The organism is Providencia rettgeri, assembly GCF_023205015.1.
In the GTDB taxonomy this organism is placed as follows: domain Bacteria; phylum Pseudomonadota; class Gammaproteobacteria; order Enterobacterales; family Enterobacteriaceae; genus Providencia; species Providencia rettgeri_E.
Window position 1 is genome coordinate 1,778,968 of sequence record NZ_CP096258.1, and the last position, 20,369, is coordinate 1,799,336.

Annotated in this window: 18 protein-coding genes, 1 pseudogene and 2 CRISPR repeat arrays; of the genes and pseudogenes, 10 read left to right on the top strand and 9 right to left on the bottom strand. The window is 42.1% G+C overall.

Annotated elements, in window-relative coordinates; all coding sequences use genetic code 11:
- Positions 1 to 93: 93 nt before the first annotated feature.
- From flgK to M0M83_RS08155, 10 genes and pseudogenes are all read left to right on the top strand, one after another.
- On the top strand, positions 94 to 1,737 hold the full coding sequence (gene flgK / locus M0M83_RS08110; RefSeq protein WP_248468176.1) for a flagellar hook-associated protein FlgK: 1,644 nt from the start codon (positions 94 to 96) through the stop codon (positions 1,735 to 1,737).
- 28 nt (positions 1,738 to 1,765) lie between these two features.
- Positions 1,766 to 2,701 (top strand): flagellar hook-associated protein FlgL, encoded by a 936-nt coding sequence (gene flgL, locus M0M83_RS08115; RefSeq protein WP_125890814.1) that lies wholly within the window; start codon positions 1,766 to 1,768, stop codon positions 2,699 to 2,701.
- A gap of 278 nt (positions 2,702 to 2,979) precedes the next feature.
- A CRISPR array of direct repeats spans positions 2,980 to 4,087; the repeat unit is 28 nt; unit sequence GTTCACTGCCATACAGGCAGCTTAGAAA.
- A gap of 155 nt (positions 4,088 to 4,242) precedes the next feature.
- A complete protein-coding gene (gene cas1f, locus M0M83_RS08120) occupies positions 4,243 to 5,217 on the top strand; it encodes a type I-F CRISPR-associated endonuclease Cas1f (protein WP_248468177.1) in 975 nt (324 codons plus the stop codon).
- Positions 5,214 to 8,684 (top strand): type I-F CRISPR-associated helicase Cas3f, encoded by a 3,471-nt coding sequence (gene cas3f, locus M0M83_RS08125; RefSeq protein WP_248468179.1) that lies wholly within the window; start codon positions 5,214 to 5,216, stop codon positions 8,682 to 8,684. Before cas1f ends, cas3f begins: the two co-directional genes overlap by 4 nt.
- Positions 8,685 to 8,785: 101 nt before the next feature.
- Entirely contained in the window at positions 8,786 to 9,979 is a 1,194-nt protein-coding gene (csy1, locus tag M0M83_RS08130) for a type I-F CRISPR-associated protein Csy1 (RefSeq protein WP_248468181.1), read from the top strand.
- Positions 9,976 to 10,919, top strand: a pseudogene (gene csy2, locus M0M83_RS08135) (type I-F CRISPR-associated protein Csy2). The gene csy1 and the pseudogene csy2 overlap by 4 nt, the downstream one beginning before the upstream one ends.
- A 3-nt stretch (positions 10,920 to 10,922) precedes the next feature.
- Entirely contained in the window at positions 10,923 to 11,945 is a 1,023-nt protein-coding gene (csy3, locus tag M0M83_RS08140; protein WP_248468182.1) for a type I-F CRISPR-associated protein Csy3, read from the top strand.
- Between the two features lie 8 nt (positions 11,946 to 11,953).
- Positions 11,954 to 12,589: a type I-F CRISPR-associated endoribonuclease Cas6/Csy4 gene (gene cas6f, locus M0M83_RS08145; protein ID WP_248468184.1), complete on the top strand. Its 636-nt coding sequence runs from the start codon at positions 11,954 to 11,956 to the stop codon at positions 12,587 to 12,589.
- Positions 12,590 to 12,719: 130 nt separating this feature from the next.
- Positions 12,720 to 12,987: a CRISPR direct-repeat array (repeat unit 28 nt; unit sequence GTTCACCGCCATACAGGCGGCTTAGAAA).
- A gap of 116 nt (positions 12,988 to 13,103) precedes the next feature.
- Positions 13,104 to 13,430, top strand: coding sequence for a type II toxin-antitoxin system RelE/ParE family toxin (locus M0M83_RS08150; protein WP_248468186.1), 327 nt, complete (start codon positions 13,104 to 13,106; stop codon positions 13,428 to 13,430).
- Positions 13,417 to 13,689 (top strand): helix-turn-helix domain-containing protein, encoded by a 273-nt coding sequence (locus M0M83_RS08155; protein ID WP_248468188.1) that lies wholly within the window; start codon positions 13,417 to 13,419, stop codon positions 13,687 to 13,689. The genes M0M83_RS08150 and M0M83_RS08155 overlap by 14 nt, the downstream gene beginning before the upstream one ends.
- A 491-nt stretch (positions 13,690 to 14,180) precedes the next feature.
- On the opposite strand, the gene fliR is transcribed toward M0M83_RS08155, so the two are convergent.
- From fliR to fliJ, 9 genes are all read right to left on the bottom strand, one after another.
- Complete coding sequence (fliR, locus tag M0M83_RS08160; protein ID WP_125890816.1) at positions 14,181 to 14,960, bottom strand: flagellar biosynthetic protein FliR; 780 nt, start codon at positions 14,958 to 14,960, stop codon at positions 14,181 to 14,183.
- A gap of 2 nt (positions 14,961 to 14,962) precedes the next feature.
- Positions 14,963 to 15,232 (bottom strand): flagellar biosynthesis protein FliQ, encoded by a 270-nt coding sequence (gene fliQ / locus M0M83_RS08165; protein WP_125890817.1) that lies wholly within the window; start codon positions 15,230 to 15,232, stop codon positions 14,963 to 14,965.
- A 22-nt stretch (positions 15,233 to 15,254) separates the two neighbouring features.
- A complete protein-coding gene (fliP, locus tag M0M83_RS08170) occupies positions 15,255 to 15,998 on the bottom strand; it encodes a flagellar type III secretion system pore protein FliP (protein ID WP_125890818.1) in 744 nt (247 codons plus the stop codon).
- Positions 15,999 to 16,010: 12 nt separating this feature from the next.
- The gene (gene fliO / locus M0M83_RS08175; RefSeq protein WP_248468190.1) at positions 16,011 to 16,469 is read right to left on the bottom strand and encodes a flagellar biosynthetic protein FliO; all 459 of its coding nucleotides are present in this window, start codon (positions 16,467 to 16,469) and stop codon (positions 16,011 to 16,013) included.
- A 22-nt stretch (positions 16,470 to 16,491) separates the two neighbouring features.
- Positions 16,492 to 16,908: a flagellar motor switch protein FliN gene (gene fliN, locus M0M83_RS08180; protein ID WP_213914072.1), complete on the bottom strand. Its 417-nt coding sequence runs from the start codon at positions 16,906 to 16,908 to the stop codon at positions 16,492 to 16,494.
- Positions 16,901 to 17,908: a flagellar motor switch protein FliM gene (fliM, locus tag M0M83_RS08185; RefSeq protein WP_094961179.1), complete on the bottom strand. Its 1,008-nt coding sequence runs from the start codon at positions 17,906 to 17,908 to the stop codon at positions 16,901 to 16,903. The genes fliN and fliM overlap by 8 nt, the downstream gene beginning before the upstream one ends.
- Before the next feature lie 5 nt (positions 17,909 to 17,913).
- Positions 17,914 to 18,393: a flagellar basal body-associated protein FliL gene (gene fliL, locus M0M83_RS08190; RefSeq protein ID WP_125890820.1), complete on the bottom strand. Its 480-nt coding sequence runs from the start codon at positions 18,391 to 18,393 to the stop codon at positions 17,914 to 17,916.
- A gap of 162 nt (positions 18,394 to 18,555) precedes the next feature.
- A complete protein-coding gene (locus tag M0M83_RS08195; protein WP_248468192.1) occupies positions 18,556 to 19,923 on the bottom strand; it encodes a flagellar hook-length control protein FliK in 1,368 nt (455 codons plus the stop codon).
- A complete protein-coding gene (fliJ, locus tag M0M83_RS08200; RefSeq protein ID WP_102139621.1) occupies positions 19,924 to 20,367 on the bottom strand; it encodes a flagellar export protein FliJ in 444 nt (147 codons plus the stop codon). It lies immediately after the preceding gene.
- Positions 20,368 to 20,369 lie beyond the last annotated feature (2 nt).

The window sequence follows — 20,369 nt, forward strand, 5'->3', positions numbered from 1 at the left end:
CGATAACCAAATATGCTCTAAATACTTTGCGTTGCTATCGCTTTTATTGTGTCAGCCAATGGGGGCGATGAGCATCCAGAACAGGAAAAGCTTATGCTGAACAATGTAATGAATAATGCGCTCAGTGGTGTGAACGCTGCACAAGGCGGGTTAAGTGTGATTTCTAACAACTTAGCCAACGCAGGTGTAGGTTACTATCATCGCCAAAGTGCTGTTTTCGGGGAGAATCCCGGTACGATGACACCTAATGGCTATTTTGGTAACGGCACTTATTTCAGCCATGTTCGCCGTGAGTTTGATGAATTTGTCAATGCGCAGTACAGCCAATCCCGCGCGCGTAGCGGCGACTATGAGGCGTACGTTAAGAACTGTAATAAAGTTGATGATTTGCTTACTAATGATATTGAAGATATCTCGAGTAACATTGGCAGCTTTTTCACCGCGTTAGATGCGGCCAGCAGTGATGCCAGTGATAAGACGTTGGTTGATGTTTTTTTAGGCAACTCAAATGCATTATTGAGCCAGTTTAAAGAAGCAGATCGTCGTCTGCAAGAAATGGAACGGGATACAAATCATCAGATAGAAAACAAAGTTAAAGATATCAATATCTATGCTGAGAAAATTGCCGGTTTAAACCAGCAAATTTCGCGGATCCGTTCTGTGAGTGGTTCCGAGCCAAATGACTTACTGGATGTTCGTGACCGTTTAGTCAATGAAGTTAACTCATTGATTGGTGTCAAGGTTATTGAACAAAACGGAAACTATAACGTGACGTTTGCTAATGGTTTACCGTTAGTCACGGGTGAAAAAGCGAATCGCCTAGAAGCCGTTCCGTCTTCTAAAGATGATAGCCGTTTTAGTATAGGTTTTGTGGGCGCGAATGGGCAAGCGCGTGAAATCCCTGATGAATCATTCCGTGGTGGGGAACTCAGTGGTATTTTGCGTTCTCGTCAAGAAGTCATGGACCCGGCTTATCAAAAGCTCAATAAATTAGCATTGGTTTTTGCGACCAAATTCAATGAAGTACACAGCAAGGGGTACGATGCCAACGGCAACACCGGTAAAGACTTTTTTGAAATTGGTAAAGGTTCTGTTGTTAGTAACACCCATAATAGTGGCAAAGCGGATTTTGATCTCAGTTATAGCGATGTGTCTAAAGTGACAGGCAATAACTACGAAATGCGTTTTGATGGCACTGAATGGAATGTCACACGTTTACCCGAAGGCATTAACGTTCCGGTTGATTCAAATACGGCAGGCACACTGAAATTTGATGGTTTAGAAATCAAAATCAGCAATAGCACTGGTATGTCAAAAGGCGACTCATTTCTGGTGAAGCCAGTGAGTGGTGTGATCAACGGTATGCAGGCTTTGGTGAGCAATGCATCCGATTTTGCAGCCGCGGGAAGTAAAGACAGCGGCCCTGGTGATAATGAAAACATTAAACAACTGGTGAAATTGCAAGATGAAAAACTCATTGATGGTAGCTCCACATTTTCTGATTTCTATGCAACATTAGTTAATGATGTGGGCAGCAAAACCAAACAAGCGCAAATTGATTCTGAAACACAGAACAAAATGACAGAAAGCTTCTATGAACAAGAGCAAGCTATCTCTGGCGTAAATATGAATGAAGAAAGTATTCAGATGCAGAAAATCCAACAGTTTTTCAATGCCAATGCGCAAGTGTTAAAAACGGTGGATGATTTATTTAACGCATTGATGCGTGCATTCTAAATATTAGCGATAGAATAAGGATTTAGCGATGCGTTTAAGTACCAATATGATTTACCACCAACGCTTGCAAGACATGAATAGCGCGCAAGCGCGTTGGATGGACGCCGGAAGCCAATTAGCGTCAGGTAAACGTGTAAGCAAGCCTTCTGATGACCCGCAAGCGTCTTCGCAAGCGGTGCGGATTAACCAGTCAGAAAACCGTAATCAACAGTATGTGGCGAGCCGTGGATTTGCTAAAACAGGAATGACCCTGCAGATGAGTATTTTGACTCAAATGACAGATGTGACCACGCAAATCGATACCACCATTATTCAGGCATCAAACCAAGGTAGTTTAAGCGATAAAGACCGTAATACCTTGGCAGAACAACTCACGGGTTTGAAAGAGCAGTTAGTGGCGTTGGGTAACTCGACAGATGGCAATGGCCGCTATATTTTCGCGGGTTTTAAATCAGATAAACCACCATTTGAAATCGATGCTAACGGCGAAGTGCTTTATCACGGTGGCGACAAAGCGATTATGCAGAATGTGGCGAGTGACCGTGAGATGACGACTTATTTCACTGGCGCGCAAGTGTTTGATACGGACAGTAAAGGTGTTGTGAATATTTTCAAATCACTGAATACGGGTATTGAGTCACTGAAAAAACCACTGCAAGGCGCACCACAAGCAGATTTAGACCAAGCGCAATCTGAGTTGGGTGAAGCGAACCGTGCCATTAAATCCGCATTAGATCAAATTTCCAATATTGAAGCTAAGCAAGGTTTACAATTACAAGAAATTGATAAATTGAATTTTTTAGCTGACACGCGCTCGATTCAAAACGCAGCCCGTAAAAGTGAGTTGTTAGAAACAAATTGGACTGGCACCACCACAGATTATTATAAAGAAAAAGCGATGTTTGAAGCTTCACAAAGTATTTTCAAAGACTTAAATAGCATGTCGCTTTTCGGCAGCCGTTAATTATTTAATATTCTTTTTACTCACCGCGCTTTGGAGCCATTCAAGCGCGGTTTTTTGTTTGGTTTTTTTAGTCACCACTTCAAAGTTTGAGTTCACTATTTGTGTTTTTCATATTGCATAAATTTGCGTTTGTTTTACCCTAATTTGACCTTTGATTTTTGCTCTTTAAAAATCCATTGACTAAACAATAAGTTACAACCAGTACTGAAAATAAAGGTATTTTTCATTTTTTAAAGCTAGCACGTTGTTTTTATTTGTTTTAATCTACGAAAGTTATAGTTCACTGCCATACAGGCAGCTTAGAAATTGCGCATTAATATAATCATTCACTTTGTCGAGTTCACTGCCATACAGGCAGCTTAGAAAAGCACAACCCATGATTGCGTTAATCATGTTGTGTTCACTGCCATACAGGCAGCTTAGAAAACAAGAGCGGAAGAAGAGCAAACGCAAGCCAAGTTCACTGCCATACAGGCAGCTTAGAAATCAACCATTGGTGTTGTCTGTACGGGTGATGAGTTCACTGCCATACAGGCAGCTTAGAAAATGCTGAAAGCTCACTAGCAGAAATGGGGATGGTTCACTGCCATACAGGCAGCTTAGAAATTTAATACGCACAAAATCAGGACTCGTAACCAGTTCACTGCCATACAGGCAGCTTAGAAAATTCAAATGCCCCAGCCACTGGATGTATGTAAGTTCACTGCCATACAGGCAGCTTAGAAACGAAGCCACCGAATACATGGGGCAAATGTTTAGTTCACTGCCATACAGGCAGCTTAGAAAGTGATATTTGGCTCAAAGCTAACGTCTTTTTCGTTCACTGCCATACAGGCAGCTTAGAAACCACGCGCCGGTAACGCAATTTTGCCGTCAGTGTTCACTGCCATACAGGCAGCTTAGAAATCTGAATCCGATAGGTTGCGGCTTCGCATTTCGTTCACTGCCATACAGGCAGCTTAGAAATAAGTCACCGACATTCGGCAATGTAGCTGGCTGTTCACTGCCATACAGGCAGCTTAGAAAAAATATGGCAAGAGTATTGAGGGCAATTTAAAGTTCACTGCCATACAGGCAGCTTAGAAATAACAATCACCGATGTAATGGCCTCGCTTGGTGTTCACTGCCATACAAGCAGCTTAGAAACAAGCGCCTTTTCCGATACCGCCAGTAGATTGGTTCACTGCCATACAAGCAGCTTAGAAACAAGCGCCTTTTCCGATACCGCCAGTAGATTGGTTCACTGCCATACAGGCAGCTTAGAAATGTCGTCCACAACATATCTTCCATATTGAATTGTTCACTGCCATACAGGCAGCTTAGAAAAAAACGTTTTTTACAATCACTGATAAGCCCACGTTCACTGCCTCATAGGCAGCATAAAAAAGCTATCAAAGCGTTTTTTTTACGCACCATTTTGTGAAACCCTTCGCAGATTGGACTTTAGTCATGGATTAAGGCTTGTTTAGTGGGAGAAAGGTTATTTTAATAGGATTAATTGATTTAAAAATCTTATTATTTAAGGACGAAAATTAGCTCATATGGATGATTTTTCACCGAATGACTTAAAAACTATTTTACATTCGAAACGGGCCAATATGTATTACTTGGAACATTGCCGAGTAATGCAAAAAGACGGTCGAGTGCTCTATTTCACCGAAGCCAAAAACGAAAATCTCTATTTCAATATCCCAATAGCAAACACCACCGTTTTGTTACTGGGAACAGGAACCTCCATCACTCAAGCTGCGATGCGAATGCTATCCCAAGCAGGGGTGCTTGTTGGTTTTTGTGGTGGTGGGGGAACGCCACTGTATATGTCCACCGAAGTTGAATGGTTAACACCACAAGGAGAGTATCGGCCAACGGAATATCTGCAAGGCTGGTTATCCTTTTGGTTTGATGATGAAAAACGTTTAGCAGCAGCCAAAGTACTACAGCAATCACGCATCAAATACTTACAACAAGTTTGGCAAAGCTCCCGTGAGCTACAAAATGAAGGTTTTACCTATAACGACAGCACTATCCAATCCGCATTAAACACCTTTCACCAACGCACTGACGCAGCCCAAGATACACAAGAATTATTACTCACCGAAGCCCAACTGACTAAAACCTTATATAAGTACGCATCGAATAATACAGGGCAAACGAATTTTACTCGTCAGCACCAAGCGACGGACAAAGCTAATGACTTTTTAAACCATGGTAATTATCTGGCTTATGGGTTAGCTGCAAGTTGCTTATGGGTATTAGGTATTCCTCATGGCTTTGCTGTGATGCACGGTAAAACTCGTCGTGGGGCTTTGGTCTTTGATATTGCTGATTTAATCAAAGATGCCATTATTTTGCCATGGGCGTTTATTTGTGGCAAAGAAGGAGCGAGTGAGCAAGAATTTCGCCAGCAAGTTTTGCAATCTTTTGTTGAGCATCAGTCCCTTGATTTTATGTTCGATACCGTTAAATCACTGGCTTTGCCAGCAAAGAAAAATCCACAACAGGTCATGCCACTATGATGGTTACCTTTGTTTCCCAGTGTGAAAAACATGCCTTAAAGCGAACTCGACGAGTGTTAGGTGCATTTGCGAACCGAATTGGTGATAACACTTGGCAAACGCTGATCACTCAAGAAGGCTTGCAAACGCTACAAAAATTATTGCGGCGCAGTGCCAGCCGCAATACTGCGGTGAGTTGCCACTGGATACGCTCTCGATCGCGCAGCCAGTTACTTTGGGTGGTTGGGAATAAAAGTAAATTTAATGCACAAGGGCATGTTCCCGTTAATCGAACAGAAAAATCCCTACTGGGTAGTGAACGTGAAAATAATTGGAGGTATTTGCCACTCATCAATGGGTTTGCTCGGTTGGCCGCGTTGCTCCATGACTGGGGAAAAGCTTCGCAACTTTTTCAAGACAAGTTAAATCCACATGTTAAAATCCATTTTAAGGGGGATCCCCTGCGCCACGAATGGGTATCTTCATTGCTATTTAGCGCGCTGGTAAAAAGCCAAGCCGAACCACAACGGGATGAAAGCTGGCTTGACGCGTTAGTTACCTCCTCATGGCATGAGCAGCAACTGCAAGCTTGGGTAAGGGAAAACAATCAGTGCGAAACACCACTGAGCCAATTACCTGATGCCGCTTCACTTCTGGTTTGGTTGATTGTTTCACATCACCGATTGCCCTTTTTGGCTAGTAAACAAGCTCGTTTGCGATATGAGGGTAAAAGCTGTGATTCATTAGCCGAATTATTAAAACTGGTGGATAAACAGTGGGGCTATCAAAATTATTATGATGAGGCTGAATATTCACAGCGTATCCATCAATGTTTCGAATTTCCTCATGGGTTATTGAGTGAGTCAAAAGTTTGGCAACAAGCGCTCAGTCAGGCGGCAGAACACCTTAAACATCAACTGCCACTGTTGAATGAAGCACTCGAAAATGGCTGCTGGCGGCTAGTTGCAGAACAAGAACGCTTGTGTTTGATGCTAGGGGATCATAATTATTCCTCAAAAGAGGCGGATCCAACATGGCAATCAAATATTCCATTGTATGCCAATACACGGCGTTTACATGGGCAATCTGCGTACAAGCAACAGCTTGATGAGCACTTGGTCAACGTCGCTAATATTGCCGCTAACGTTACGGAATACCTGCCCTTTTTTGCAACAGAACCCCCAGTAGCAAGTGATATTAATGAACTTAAACATAATAAAAATGCGACTGGAAAATTCAGTTGGCAGGAAGATGTGGTTAATACCATCAATCAGTATCGGGATGATCAACACGATAAAATGCAAGGGTATTTTATCGTTAACATGGCGAGTACTGGCTGTGGCAAAACAGTTGCCAATGCCAAGATTATGCAGGCACTCGCGGAAGATAAACAAAGTTTACGGTTTATTCTTGCTTTAGGGCTGCGCACATTGACACTACAAACTGGGGATGAATATCGTCACCGATTAGGCGTCGAAGATGATAACCTTGCCGTGCTGGTTGGTTCAAAAGCGGTATTAGAACTCCATCAAGAACATCTCAGTGAGCAGATGTTTATTAAGGATGCTCATCAATTAGCCGAGTTTGGTTCTGAATCTCAAGAAAGTCTTTTTGATGATGAAGGGCTCGAATTGAACTGGCAAGGCAGTTTACCAGAAGAAGAACTTTCGACTGTATTAACACGACCAAAAGACAGGGCATTGCTCTATGCCCCTATCTTAGCTTGCACCATAGACCATATGATGGGAGCAACAGAAACCACTCGAGGTGGGCGCTATATTCTTCCCTATCTGCGCTTAATGTCATCTGACTTAGTTATTGATGAGATTGATGATTTTACAGGAGATGATTCTAAAGCCATCGGGCGTTTAGTCTATTTAGCGGGCGCATTGGGTAGAAAGGTCATGATCTCATCCGCAACTATCCCCCCTACATTGGCTCTTTTCTATTTTAAGGCTTATCAACTGGGTTGGCGGGTTTATGCGCTTAGCCAGCAAAAATCACCGCAAGTGGGCTGTATTTGGGTGGATGAGGGACAATATGACAGTAAAAAAGATAAATGTACCCACTCATGCCATATTGCAACGATCACTGCGGCAGATGAAGAAGAAACACTCAATTATTATCGCCAATACCATCGTACTTTTATTGAAAAACGTATTAAGACGCTTAAATCACAAGTTGCACGACGTAAAGCATTTATTGTACCTATGCAAAAGGAACAAGGTTCTGACCAACAAACACACTATTTTTCTCACATTCAGCAAGGGATCTTAAGGCTGCACCAAGCGCATTCATGTACTGAAATGCAAACTCAGCTTCAAGTTTCCTTTGGCGTCGTGCGTGTCGCCAATATTTCGGTTTGTGTTGCATTAACCCATCATTTATTAGCGAGTGAATGGCCGGACGGGGTAGAGATTCGCACCATGGCCTATCATAGCCAGCAAGTGTTGCTATTACGTCATGAGCAAGAAAAACACCTTGATGCTGTATTGAAGCGTAAAGAAAAAGTAGGAGAGCAACCTAATGCTTTCCAAAATCCAGTTATTCGGCAGCATATTGACCACGTTCACCAGCAAGGCCAAGCGAAACACCTTATTTTTATTCTAGTGGCGACGCCTGTTGAGGAAGTTGGACGTGATCACGATTTCGATTGGGCGGTGATCGAACCTTCATCTTATCGCTCTATCATTCAGATGGCAGGGCGGGTTCGTCGGCACCGAGAGGGGGAAATAACCCACCCCAACGTCGCTTTGCTGCAATACAACTGGAAAGGATTCATTGAAGAAAAGCCACTGGATGTTTTTTGTAAACCGGGTTATGAAAATGGCAATCTAAGTCTTCGTTTGTCCACCCATGACCTGTGTGAGCTAGTGGATGAACAGCAACTATTAAAATCTGTCGATGCAGTACCTAGAATTCAACAAATCGCGAATTGGAAAAATCAGCAAAATAACAACTTGGCTTGTTTAGAGCATGCATCTATCGAACAATTGATGGGGGATGTGGCAGAAACGCCTATGCCTAAAACAACCGTGAAAACGCGATCTTCTCATTTATCAAAAATAGAATTATCTAAAAATAGGCCGCCTGTGCTTTGGGGGTATACCTCTGGGGCTTTGGGGCTAACAGCGCTTTCTCAGCAATTTTTTTCATTTAGAAAAAGTGAGCCGACAATTTGTTTATCTCTAATTTTATCAGCAAAAAATAAACTGCATTTTTGTGAATATGAGAAGGACAGTGGTTGGGTAAAAATTGATGGGGCATACGGGATAAATTTGCAACCACTTGCAGAGTCATTAAAACGCAGGCTATGGCTAGTGCGCGATTATCAGCAATCTTTAGAAAACCGTGAAAATGAATACCAGTCAGCGGAACAGCTTTCTCAGCGCTATGGGGAGATCAGTTTTATACCACGTAAAAAAAGTGGCATTCATTTTTATTATAACGACCAAATGGGACTCAGCACGTTTAATAATTCCAAGTAAAAACTCCAGTCACAAGGACCATTTACTATGTTAGATCCAGCAATAGAGGCCTTTTTTGCAGAGCGCAAAGAGGGATGGCTTAAAAAAATACAAAAGCATCAATGAGTGACAATGAAATGCGGCAATTGCAACAGGAATGTGATGCCATTTTTTCATTGCCACAATGGTTGCCGAATGCGGCAAAGCGAGCAGGGCAAATATCGTTATCAACCCACCCCTGTACTTTTAGCCACCCAAGCTCTAGAAAGAATAAAAATGGTTATGTTACTGCGATATTAGCGAATTCAGCTTGGAAAAACGAAGGGTTTTTACGCACTGGAAACGTGATTGTGCAAACGGATGCATTAGGTAATGCAGCAGCCCTTGATGTGTATAAATTTCTTACGCTTGAATTGCAAGATAGCAAAACATTATTGGCTCATATTGAGGATGAAACCGCATTAGCAAAAGAGTTGCTTAGCCATGGAAATGAACACTACCAAGTTCTTAGGGATGGGTTTCTTGAGATGATTGGGGTAGATAATACGGTAGTGACTAGTTCGAAAATCAAACAAGTTTATTTTCCTGTTTGGCTAGAGGATAGCGAATATCACTTATTATCACCATTAACACCATCAGGCTTAGTTTTCGAACTGCGTAAACGCATTGATGCTATTCGATTTTCTGAACAAACTAAAGCACTGCGAGACTTAAAACGTAAAGGGGAATTTAGCGACATTGGCTATCAAGAGATTTATGGTCTTACAACCATTGGCTATGGGGGAACTAAGCCACAAAATATTTCCGTGCTCAATAACCAAAATGCGGGTAAGGCTCATTTGTTACCCTCACTCCCTCCTAAAATAGCGCAACGAAAGCTGCGTTTGCCTACCTTCGATTTCTTTTCAAATACATTGGACCCTTGGCGGGTAAAAGAAAGCTTAGAGGCTTTTCATCGCTTAATTTCACTACCAAAAGAGCAGCGTGGTAGCCGTTTTATTGAATATCGTAATAGACGTATTCAAGAATACTTAGACTACATTATGTTAACTATGTGGGAAGTCCGGCGTGAATTTGAACAAAATGGTATTCAATTACCAGCCCAGCTTGTAAAAGAGCAACAGATTTGGTTGTTTCCTGATCAACAGCGGCGCAATCACTCAGATGAATGGTTAGAAAGGTTGGTTAGCCTTATTGCCCAGCAATTTATGTGGCATTACAAAAAAGTGTTGGGGAAAAAAGCGATTCGTTTAGGGAATGATGAACTTGCGGCTATCGCGGAAGTTATTGCCCTCAATAAGGAGCTATTACGATGACGCCAACTTATATACTCAAACTTCCTCGCATCAAAATACACAATGCCAATGCGTTATCTAGCCCTTATACCATTGGCTTTCCTGCCATGACGGCTTGGTTAGGGTTTATGCATGCCCTAGAACGAAAACTCCGCGCTGCAAGTGAATTGGATATTATTCTTGATTCTCTGGCCGTGATCAGCCACCGCTGTGACTTACAAACCTACCGTGGCGCTAATGATTATGTGAGTTCCATTGTGGGGACGGGGAATCCATTAAATAGCGATGGGACTCGTTCAGCATTTATCGAAGAAGCCCGTTGCCACTTAGAGGTTTCTTTATTGATTAAGTATGCCATTAACCAAAATGGTGAGATTGAAGCACTGCCTGAGCATTCAGCCATACTGGATATGATCCATGACTTGGTAATGACAATGAAATTAGCCGGGGCGATATTCTGTCACTGGCGAAGCCAACGACACATATCCTGCCGTTTGAAGATGCAGATGGAAAAGATATGCAAGCTTTACTGAATAGTGTCATGCCCGGCTATGCCCTGATTGAACGTCGTGACTTAATGATTGAGTCTATGGATAAAGGACAAGATGCAATGGATGCCTTACTGGAACATGTGGTTGTGGAAAATAATTGTGTTGAAGTTGAAGAGAAAAATGGGCACAAGGCGTCATTTGAATGGCGGACTCAACGTAAAACAGCAGGCTGGATTGTGCCTATCTCAACAGGATATCAAGGTATTTCCCCGTTAGGGCAAGCAAAAAACCAGCGAGATCCAGAAGTCCCTCACCGATTTGCAGAAAGTATCGTCACACTTGGCGAATTTGTTTTGGTAAACCGTATTAACAACATCAATGCAATATTATGGGAATACGGCTATGACGAACTTAATAACCTTTATTTATGCCAACAAGTGGCAGCTAACTTTATTTCGAGTGGAGAGTAACGAATGGCGAAGAATAATGATGTTGCATCGGTTTTAGCATTTGAAAAAAAACTGGTTCCATCGGACGGTTATTTCTATGGTACTTGCTGGGATAATAAATCGCAATTTGCGCCGTTATCATTACAAGAGAAATCAGTAAGAGGAACGATTTCAAACCGCCTTAAAGGCGCGGTAAAAAATGATCCGTTGAAGCTCAACTCTGAAGTAGAAAAAGCCAACTTACAGACGGTGGATGCCTGCGCGTTAGGGACTGAACAAGATACTTTAGTTCATCAATTCACTTTAAAAGTACTTGGTGGCGTTGAAACCCCATCGGCTTGTAATAACGCATTATTCAAACAAAGCTATGCAAAAGCGGCTAAAGATTACATTGAAAAGCAAGGCTTCCAAGAACTAGGTCGCCGTTATGCACAAAACATCGCCAATGGGCGCTTTTTATGGCGCAATCGCGTGGGAGCTGAACAAATCGAGGTGGTTGTCAACGTCCTCAATAAAGGGCAGCCCATGGAATGGGTGTTTGATGCCACACAATATAGTATTCATCAATTTGATGCTAAAGATGAAAAAATCACACAGTTGGCGGAAAAAATTTCGGCGGCCTTAGCCCATCCTCAAGGAGCCTTATTACTGGAAATCACCACTTATTCTCAACTCGGTAAAGCGCAAGAAGTCTATCCAAGCGAAGAGTTGGTGATGGATAAAGGCAAAGGGGATAAAAGTAAAATTCTCTATCATGTGAATGGGCATGCTGCGATGCACTCACAAAAAATTGGTAATGCTTTGCGATCGATTGATACATGGTACCCTGCGTATGGTAGCGAAAGTGGCGCCGGGGCTATTGCAATTGAACCCTATGGTGCGGTGACTAACCTCGGTACGGCTTATCGCACACCAAAAGATAATCAGGACTTTTATACTCATTTTGATAAATGGGCTCGGGGTGAAAAACTGCCACGTATTGAAGATGAACACTATGTAATGGCGGTTTTAGTGCGTGGCGGTGTATTTGGTGAAAGTGACAAATAAGGTGGGCTATGAATTATTATCAGGAGGTCACTTTATTGCCGGACACCACTATTCCATTGGATTTTCTCTGGCAAAAAGTTTATCAGCAAATACATATTGCGCTAGTGGATAATAAAACGTCTCAGGGGCAAAGTGCGATTGCAGTTGCCTTTCCTGAATACGGTAGCGTGGGGTTTCGCTTAGGTAGAAAAATTCGTTTGCATGCGACAACACAAGGTGAACTTGAACAGTTAAATGTGCAAAAGTGGTTAGTACGGTTAATGGATTACGTGCATATTAAATCGATTCAAACCGTACCTGAACAGCATATTCAAGTCAGTTATATTCGAAAGCATGTAAAAGGCCAGCGCCGAATTGAAGCTGATATGCAGCAAAAAGCACGGTTATGGTCCGAAAAGTCAGGGCAACCATTAGCACAGTGTTTACAGGCGTTGTCTGCGAGCAAACCGAAAGCGAACAATCGCTTGCCATTTCTTTGGGTTGAAAGTTTACATGCCAGAGATAAGCAAGCAGAAAGCCGACCTTTTCCTTTGTTTATTGAACGGTTAGACGCAGGGCAAATGCAAGTTGGGGGATTTAGTTGTTATGGTCTGAGCCAAATAACGGGTGATACTGTTTGTTTAGCAACGGTTCCACATTTTTGACCTTTGTTTTTTGCTCTTTTAAAATAAGCTAATAAATCAGTAAGTTATAATTATCAGCAAATAAAAGGGTATTTTTCAATAAATACCCTTAACTGATTGTTATTACTTTATTTTTATTTTAAAGTGCATAGTTCACCGCCATACAGGCGGCTTAGAAATACTGCCATAGAATTACCTAGAGCACGATAGCGTTCACCGCCATACAGGCGGCTTAGAAAATTTGCGCCTTCACCGTACATCACGATTGCATGTTCACCGCCATACAGGCGGCTTAGAAAAGTAAAAAGGCTTGCCCTGATTGTGATGGTGGGTTCACCGCCATACAGGCGGCTTAGAAATTATCAGTGAATGCAGGCCTGACATTATCTTTGTTCACCGCCATACAGGCGGCTTAGAAATGCATTATGACAATGTATTTACTGTGGGTGGTTGGTATGTAATACAGACGATACAATGGAATGTGATTTGCACTAAAAGACAATTTGCATTACAGTGCAAATTGCGATGAGGGAATATGTATACAGTAAAATATCATTCTGAGGCTGAAAAAGAAGCAAATGCACTACCTTTAAAAATCAAGGTAAAATATGACCGTCTAATTAAAAAATTAGAGTTATCAGCTAATAACTTAAGAGAGCCAGCGACTAAATTGCTGGGAGAGGGGTTATTTGAAATAAGAACCATGGGAAGTGAAATAGCTAGGGGGTTATGGGTTTATCACAAAGGTAAAACAATTTTTATGCTCAGGATCTTTATCAAAAAGTCACAAAGAACCCCAAAATCAGAGTTTTATTTAGCTAAGAAACGTTTATTGGAGCTACTAAACGATGAAAACACATAAAGAGCTACATGATGAATGGATGACAGATCCAGAATACCAAGCTGCTTATGAAGAAGAAATTAGAACTGAAAAATTGCAGGCAATGCTTAAGGAGTGGAGAGAGTCAGCTGGGTTAACGAAAGTTCAAATCGCTGAAATTATAGGGGTTAATCCATCAACGATTACAAGGTTGGAGAGTAATGTGAATAATGCGAGCATTAAAAGCATTGTAAAGTATGCTGCTGCATGTGGTATTAAACACCCAATAATCGCCCTTTAAGATTATCTGTTTTTATTATAATGACTGCACTGGCAGCTAAGAATTCAGTACTGACATGGTAAGTGTAGAAAAATAGTTCACCGCCACATAGGCGGCTTAGAAATTATAAGAAAATACCCATTATTTATTATTGTCTACGCTATTTTAAGATAAATTTTATTTACTTTTAATTAGTCATCCCATATTAACTTTTAATCTTTACGTTAAAAACAATTCATCTTAGATTTCTCTGCGTACCGCATTAATTAAGTAAATAGATAACTGTCAATTGACAGCTTAGAAACGAAACAAGTAATGGGTATGTTCACCGCCATGCAGGCGGATTTTTATGAGAATCGCCCGAAAAAAGTAATGGGTATAATATGTCGGTTTAATAATAGGAGAAATCAATGAATATTGAATTCAAAATAAGTTTTTATAGCTTTACCTTAATAATTAGAATTACCAAATGGTTTTATTAACTAATTAATTCATAACATATGTATCGATACTCAAACAAACAAATTAAACATCAACGATAACTGTTCGAAAGCTTGGTGGATAAGTCGTTCGGTATAGCGGGGAAGGATCGAAATAATCACCCCTAACATACTGATACCAATGGTTAAGGTGAGGGGGAAACCCACTACAAACACCGACAATTGCGGTGTCATGCGGTTTAGAATACCTAGGGCAAGGTTAAGAATGAGAAATAGTGTAATGAACGGCAGTGCTAACATTAACCCATTAATAAATATAGTATTAGCGAATTGAACAAATACCCAAAAACCATCACGATTTAATGGGGCAGTTTGAATTGGGATAAGCTCAAATGAATTGACCACAATATAAATAAGCCACAAGTGCCCATCGAAAGCGAGAAATAATAAAATAGTGATGACGTTAAATATGCGGCCTAAAATCGGCATGTTGGGCCCACCTGTCGGGTCAAAAAAGGTGGCGAAGGATAACCCCATTTGTAAACCAATCACCTCCCCCGCATGGCGCACAGCAGCAAACGCCATTTGCATTGTTAAGCCCATCGCAATACCAATCACCATTTGCTGCACAATAACCCATAACCCCATGGCAGAAAATAAGGGAATATTCACAACAGGAAGTTGGGGGGAAACAATCAAGACGACAAAAAAGGCCAATGCGACGCGAACTTTGGTAATTGCCTGTTTTTCATTAAAAAAGGGCGCTGTACCAAGCAGCGCCAAAAGGCGTATGAAAGGGTAGAAACCTTGGCTTAGCCACAATGTGAGCGTTTCACTGGTAATGGTTAGCATTGTTAGCCAATAATAAACGGTAAATTGCTCAACAACGAGCGCATGTAGTCGATGAGCAAATTCAGCATCCAGGGCCCTGCAATAATGATCACAGAAATGACCGACAAAATTTTAGGAATAAAAGACAATGTCATTTCATTCACTTGCGTGGCGGCTTGCAGTAAGCTGATAATTAAACCCGCGGCTAAAGCGGCTAATAACAAAGGAGCCGCTAGCATCAGTGCGATTTTCATCGCCTCTGTTCCCATCGCCATCACTGATTCAGGTGTCATGACTACTCCAAGTAAAATAAACCTAATTAAAAAAGCTTTGCGATAATGAGCCAAGCAATAATTGCCAGCCATCGACTAATACAAACAGCATTAATTTGAATGGCAATGAAACTGTTGCAGGGGGAACCATCATCATCCCTAATGCCATTAAGACACTAGCCACCACTAAGTCGATGATTAAAAATGGAATAAAAATGGTAAAGCCAATTTGGAATGCGGTTTTGAGTTCGCTGGTAATAAAAGCGGGCACTAAAATACGTAACGGAACATCTTTCGCTTCTTGAATTTCACCCACTTTCGCTATCCTTGCAAACAGGGCTAAGTCAGATTCCCGTGTTTGTCCTAACATGAAGGTTCTTAATGGTGCGGTTCCTTTCTCTAAAGCCGTTTCGAGGCTAATTTTATCTTCACTAAACGGTTGGTAGGCTTCGCGGTAAACTTGGTCAGCAACGGGGGACATCACAAAAAAGGTTAAAAATAGCGCCAAGCCTAGTAAGACTTGATTGGGCGGTGCGGAGGGCGTTCCGAGTGCGTTACGCAATAAACCTAAAACAATAATGATGCGGGTAAAACTGGTCATCATTAACAATAAGGCGGGAATAAAGCCTAATAAAGTTAAAAATAACAGTGTTTGAACAGGTAAAGACCAAGTTTGCCCACCATCAGCAAGGGAGTGGCTGACGATCGCTGGCAGCGCCGCAGAGGCGGAATTTGGCAATAAAAACAAGAGGGCAGTAATCGTAAATAGAGATTTAAAAGATAACATGAGCGTTTCCGATTACTTATGCATAGGTGTCACTGAAGCTGAAAATCTTGCAGCCTCTTGTTTTTTCTTTAATAAAGACTGAAATGTGAGCGGTTCAACTGGCAATACCGTTGTGTTCTCAGGTTCTGGTGAGTACTGGTGTAAGAGACTGATATTGTGTGCGGTGACACCTAATACCAAACACGCATTGTTCACCTCGACAACCACAACTCGCTCTTTATTACCTAATGAGCAGCTACTTTTGACGTTTATGATTTGCGCTTTACCCATTTTCTTTGGCGCAAATCCTAATTTTTTCACCAACCAAGCACCGGCTAATATCAATAAAATGATCCCCCCCAAAGCGCCCGATATCTGCGTTAAGCTATCATTGTGGTCAATAGCCGGCGCATTAGGTTCACTGGGGGAAATGGTTGTTGATAAAAAAGGCACAGATGTTGGTGCCTGCTCAGCTTGATTGGATATTGCCATTATTAGCGACTCATGTTGTTATTTAACGACTTAAACGGCGCATACGTTCGGAAGGCGTAATGATGTCAGTAATACGAATACCGTAATTATCTGAAACCACGACCACTTCACCTTGTGCGATTAAATAGCCATTGATTAAAATATCCAATGGTTCACCCGCTAAGCCATCCAGGGACACCACAGAACCTTGGGATAAGCTCAGTAATTTTTTTATGGTCATTTTAGTGCGACCCAGCTCCACTGAAAGGCGCACTGGGATGTCCATGATCATATCGATATCGGACAATTGGTTTATTGGGTTTTGTCCATCAAAGTTATCAAAAGCCTGTGCACCAGCTGAGGCGGATTCCGCTTTTTTTTGCTGTTCCAGCGCTTCAGCCCATAGGTCTTCACTGTCGTGATTGGTTGATGCATCAGGAGAATTCTTCGCCTCACTCATTGGTACTTTCCTCATCTAGAGTGTTTAATACAGGGTTAATCAAATGTTCTACACGCAATGCATACTGGCCATTTTGAGTACCGTATTGACTGGTTAATACGGGAACACCATCAACATTAACGATGAGACGGTCAGGCTTCTCAATGGGGATCACATCCCCTTTTTGCAGTTGCAGTAAACGAGAAATTCGCATTGGAATGTCAACAAAGTTGGCGACCAATTCAAGTTCAGAGCGTTTCACTTGGGTAACAAGGTTGGTTACCCAAGTTTCGTTTTCTTGGTGACCTTGTTCCATTGGTGGGTTAATTAAGCGCTCACGCAATGGCTCAATCATGGCGATCGGAATACAAATACTGAATTCACCAACGGTATTGCCTATCTCCACTAAAAACGGTGTGGTGACCACGATGTCATTTGGGGACGTCGTGATATTGGTGAATTTGACTTGGATTTCAGAACGCACATATTCCACTTCAATATCGGCAATCGGTTTCCATGCATCGCGATAAGCCCCTAAGGCCAGTTTCAACATGCGATTGATAATGCGTTGCTCAGTATTGGTAAACTCTTTACCTTCTTGGCGCACCGGAAAACGGCCATCTCCACCAAACAGGTTGTCGACAGCGATATAAACTAACGCAGGCTCAAAGGTAAACAATGCTGTGCCCCGTAATGGCGGCATATGAATTAAGTTCAAGTTAGTCGGGACAGGTAAATTACGTGCAAATTCGTGATAAGGTTCGATTTTAATCCCACCCACCGTAATATCTGGGCTGCGACGTAACATATTGAACAAACCCATACGGAATTGGCGAGCAAAACGTTCATTAATGATTTCGAGAGACTGCATTCGTTCCCGAATAACTCGGCGTTGAGTATTCGGGTCGTAAGGGCGAACATTATCTTTCCCTTGCGTCTCTGGTACAGGCGTACTGCTTGATGGCGCATCGTCATTAAGCAGCGCATCAATTTCGGCCTGAGATAAAATATTATCGCTCATGAATATTACCGCAGAATAAAAGTAGTGAATAACACATCAGAAATATCCTGATCGGTATCCCCCGGGATCAGGGTAGGGGTGAGGGTTTGCTTAATATCTTTCATTAACTGCAACTTACCTTCATGTGTCTCGATATTTTTTGCTTTTTGCTCCGAAAGCAGCAGTAACAACCGGCTACGGACTTCAGGGAGATATTCATGAAGCTGTTTACGCGATTTTTCATTCGCGAGTCGTAAAGTCACATGGATATAGAGCACGCGATCAGGCGCATCAGCAGCACCAGTTAAATTGACGGTAAATGGCTCTAATTCCATAAAAATAGGTTGTGGCATATTCGGACGCTTTTCTTCCTCACTATCCGTTTGTGCACCTTGTTGTGTCGTCCACCAGGTATAACCCCCAAACCCTGCGCCAGCAAGGGCTAGAAGGGCAAATAGAATAATCAACCCTTTGTTGGAACTGTTTGATTTTTTGCTCGACGACATTTAGCTGAATTCCTGTTTCTTGGGTGCTAAACCCAGATGGGTTTTTACGTTATGATCTCTAGCATTATGGCTTGGTTGCCAAGAGTTAAAGGAGTGAAAAACGAAACAAAAAGGCGGTAACTCGGCGCTTTAGCTAGGAAATTACCGCAATTTGTTTGTTTTTTATGCAAAAGTATTAATGCCACCTTGTCGTAATGCTGTAGTTATTGGTGAAACAGTTGCATTTGCTTCGCTAATACCAACAGCTCCCATGGATGGATGTGTTGCTTGAATTTGTCCATCTGGTTGGTGGGTACCTTGTTGCGGATTATCTGACTGATGGTTCAAATTATCTTGACCGACAGAGCCCTGAGCAAGGTGGATGCCGCTTTCTTGTAGTGCGCTACGCAAAACTGGCATCATGGATTCCATAACGGCTCGCACATGACTGTGCGGGGAGACAAAATGCATCACGGCTTGGTTATCTTCGATACGTAAATGCACATTGAGTGAGCCTAACTCTTCTGGATGCAAACGAATTTGTGCCTGAGATACCCCTTGGCGAGAGAAAAACAGCATATGTTGGCTTAATTGCTGCTGCCACGCTTCGCTGCCTAATTGACTGGCTAAATGCATAGTTGGTGTTGCCGTGGGCGCATTCATTGCAGCGGCCTGTGTGGTCGTTGCCGTTGGCATCATACTAACTGGCATCGTTGTTGTGTGCTGTGAAGATGCGGTGGTAAACGCGCCCGTTTCAGTTTGTAGCGTAAATGCACCTTTTGCGGTCTGGTTTAGGGCATCGCTTGATACGTTTTGTAGGTTCAATATGGGCTCTTTATCACTCACTTTTTTATTCAATGGCATAAAATCCGCAGTTAAATTTTTGCCACGTATTTCGCGTTGGTTATCAAGGGGAAAATGAGATTGGTCACGACGCTCTTCTTTTTCATTCTTAATAAATACCCCAAGTTCCGGGCTGTCTTCTTCGCCTGCTAACTGTAGCTGTGAACCTTCAAGGTGTTTGCCATCATCGTCATTAATGATGCCATTGGTATTATCCGTTAAATGCTGCATTTTTTGAGTAAACGCGCCTAAAACTGGATGGGATTCAGTTTTGATTGCCGTATTCGCCACCGTTTGCACTTGGCCAGTTAATGACTGTTTTAAGTTATTTAGCCACGCTTGCTCGTTGGCATCTTTGCCTGTCAATAACTCAGTATTAAGTGCAGTTTGCACGCTATCGGCACGCAGGCTACGGCTAAAATTCAGTTGTTCAATCGTGTTTTCAGCATTTTTTTGCCCAACTTGGGTTTGTTCAACCGTTTCTTTACTCGCTATTGCCAGTTTGTTGTCAACAATGTCTTTGTTAAGCGCTTCTTCATTGACTGGTTGATTGGCGACATGTTGTTTTTCAATCGGTTGCTGGTTATCAAGCATGGCTTGGAAGGGAAGCGCAGGGGCTTGATTTTCATCAGTGCGCGATTCATTTTGTTGGGTATTATTGTTTTTAGTTGATGACGCAGTTGGCACATTCAGGGCATTGATATCCATTTATTGAGGTCTCCGTAAAGTTGCTCGCTGAGCAAACTCGTCCATTTGTTTTTGTTCTAAGCGGTTTTGACGTTGGTATTCAGTATGTTCAGCACGTTGAATTAATGTGTCGAACGCATTGACACGCTGTTGTTTTTCTTGCCAATGACGATTAGCTTCACTAACGCGTTGTTCCCATAAGTTTAGCTGCTGTTGCTGTTGTTCGATGGTCAGCTCCAATGTGACCAAAAATTGCTGATAATTCTGCCACTTATCCGATTCCATACCCGTATGTAAAGTTTGGTTGAGCTTTTGACGATACTCGGATTGGTAGTTTTCCAACATATTCAGTTGCTGCGCCATTTGTGTATGGGTTTGGCGCACTTGAGCTAACACCTTAGCCGCTTCTTCTGAGGCTTCGACGGCTAAGGTGAGTAATGTTGTTAAGGCATTATTTTTGGCCATTT

Bases quoted from the DNA above. Each gene is read 5' to 3' on its own strand.
- flgK (WP_248468176.1), top strand. From the start codon at position 94: ATGCTGAACAATGTAATGAATAATGCGCTCAGTGGTGTGAACGCTGCA.
- flgL (WP_125890814.1), top strand. From the start codon at position 1,766: ATGCGTTTAAGTACCAATATGATTTACCACCAACGCTTGCAAGACATG.
- cas1f (WP_248468177.1), top strand. From the start codon at position 4,243: ATGGATGATTTTTCACCGAATGACTTAAAAACTATTTTACATTCGAAA.
- cas3f (WP_248468179.1), top strand. From the start codon at position 5,214: ATGATGGTTACCTTTGTTTCCCAGTGTGAAAAACATGCCTTAAAGCGA.
- csy1 (WP_248468181.1), top strand. From the start codon at position 8,786: ATGAGTGACAATGAAATGCGGCAATTGCAACAGGAATGTGATGCCATT.
- csy3 (WP_248468182.1), top strand. From the start codon at position 10,923: ATGGCGAAGAATAATGATGTTGCATCGGTTTTAGCATTTGAAAAAAAA.
- cas6f (WP_248468184.1), top strand. From the start codon at position 11,954: ATGAATTATTATCAGGAGGTCACTTTATTGCCGGACACCACTATTCCA.
- M0M83_RS08150 (WP_248468186.1), top strand. From the start codon at position 13,104: ATGTATACAGTAAAATATCATTCTGAGGCTGAAAAAGAAGCAAATGCA.
- M0M83_RS08155 (WP_248468188.1), top strand. From the start codon at position 13,417: ATGAAAACACATAAAGAGCTACATGATGAATGGATGACAGATCCAGAA.
- fliR (WP_125890816.1), bottom strand. From the start codon at position 14,960: ATGCTAACCATTACCAGTGAAACGCTCACATTGTGGCTAAGCCAAGGT.
- fliQ (WP_125890817.1), bottom strand. From the start codon at position 15,232: ATGACACCTGAATCAGTGATGGCGATGGGAACAGAGGCGATGAAAATC.
- fliP (WP_125890818.1), bottom strand. From the start codon at position 15,998: ATGTTATCTTTTAAATCTCTATTTACGATTACTGCCCTCTTGTTTTTA.
- fliO (WP_248468190.1), bottom strand. From the start codon at position 16,469: ATGGCAATATCCAATCAAGCTGAGCAGGCACCAACATCTGTGCCTTTT.
- fliN (WP_213914072.1), bottom strand. From the start codon at position 16,908: ATGAGTGAGGCGAAGAATTCTCCTGATGCATCAACCAATCACGACAGT.
- fliM (WP_094961179.1), bottom strand. From the start codon at position 17,908: ATGAGCGATAATATTTTATCTCAGGCCGAAATTGATGCGCTGCTTAAT.
- fliL (WP_125890820.1), bottom strand. From the start codon at position 18,393: ATGTCGTCGAGCAAAAAATCAAACAGTTCCAACAAAGGGTTGATTATT.
- M0M83_RS08195 (WP_248468192.1), bottom strand. From the start codon at position 19,923: ATGGATATCAATGCCCTGAATGTGCCAACTGCGTCATCAACTAAAAAC.
- fliJ (WP_102139621.1), bottom strand. From the start codon at position 20,367: ATGGCCAAAAATAATGCCTTAACAACATTACTCACCTTAGCCGTCGAA.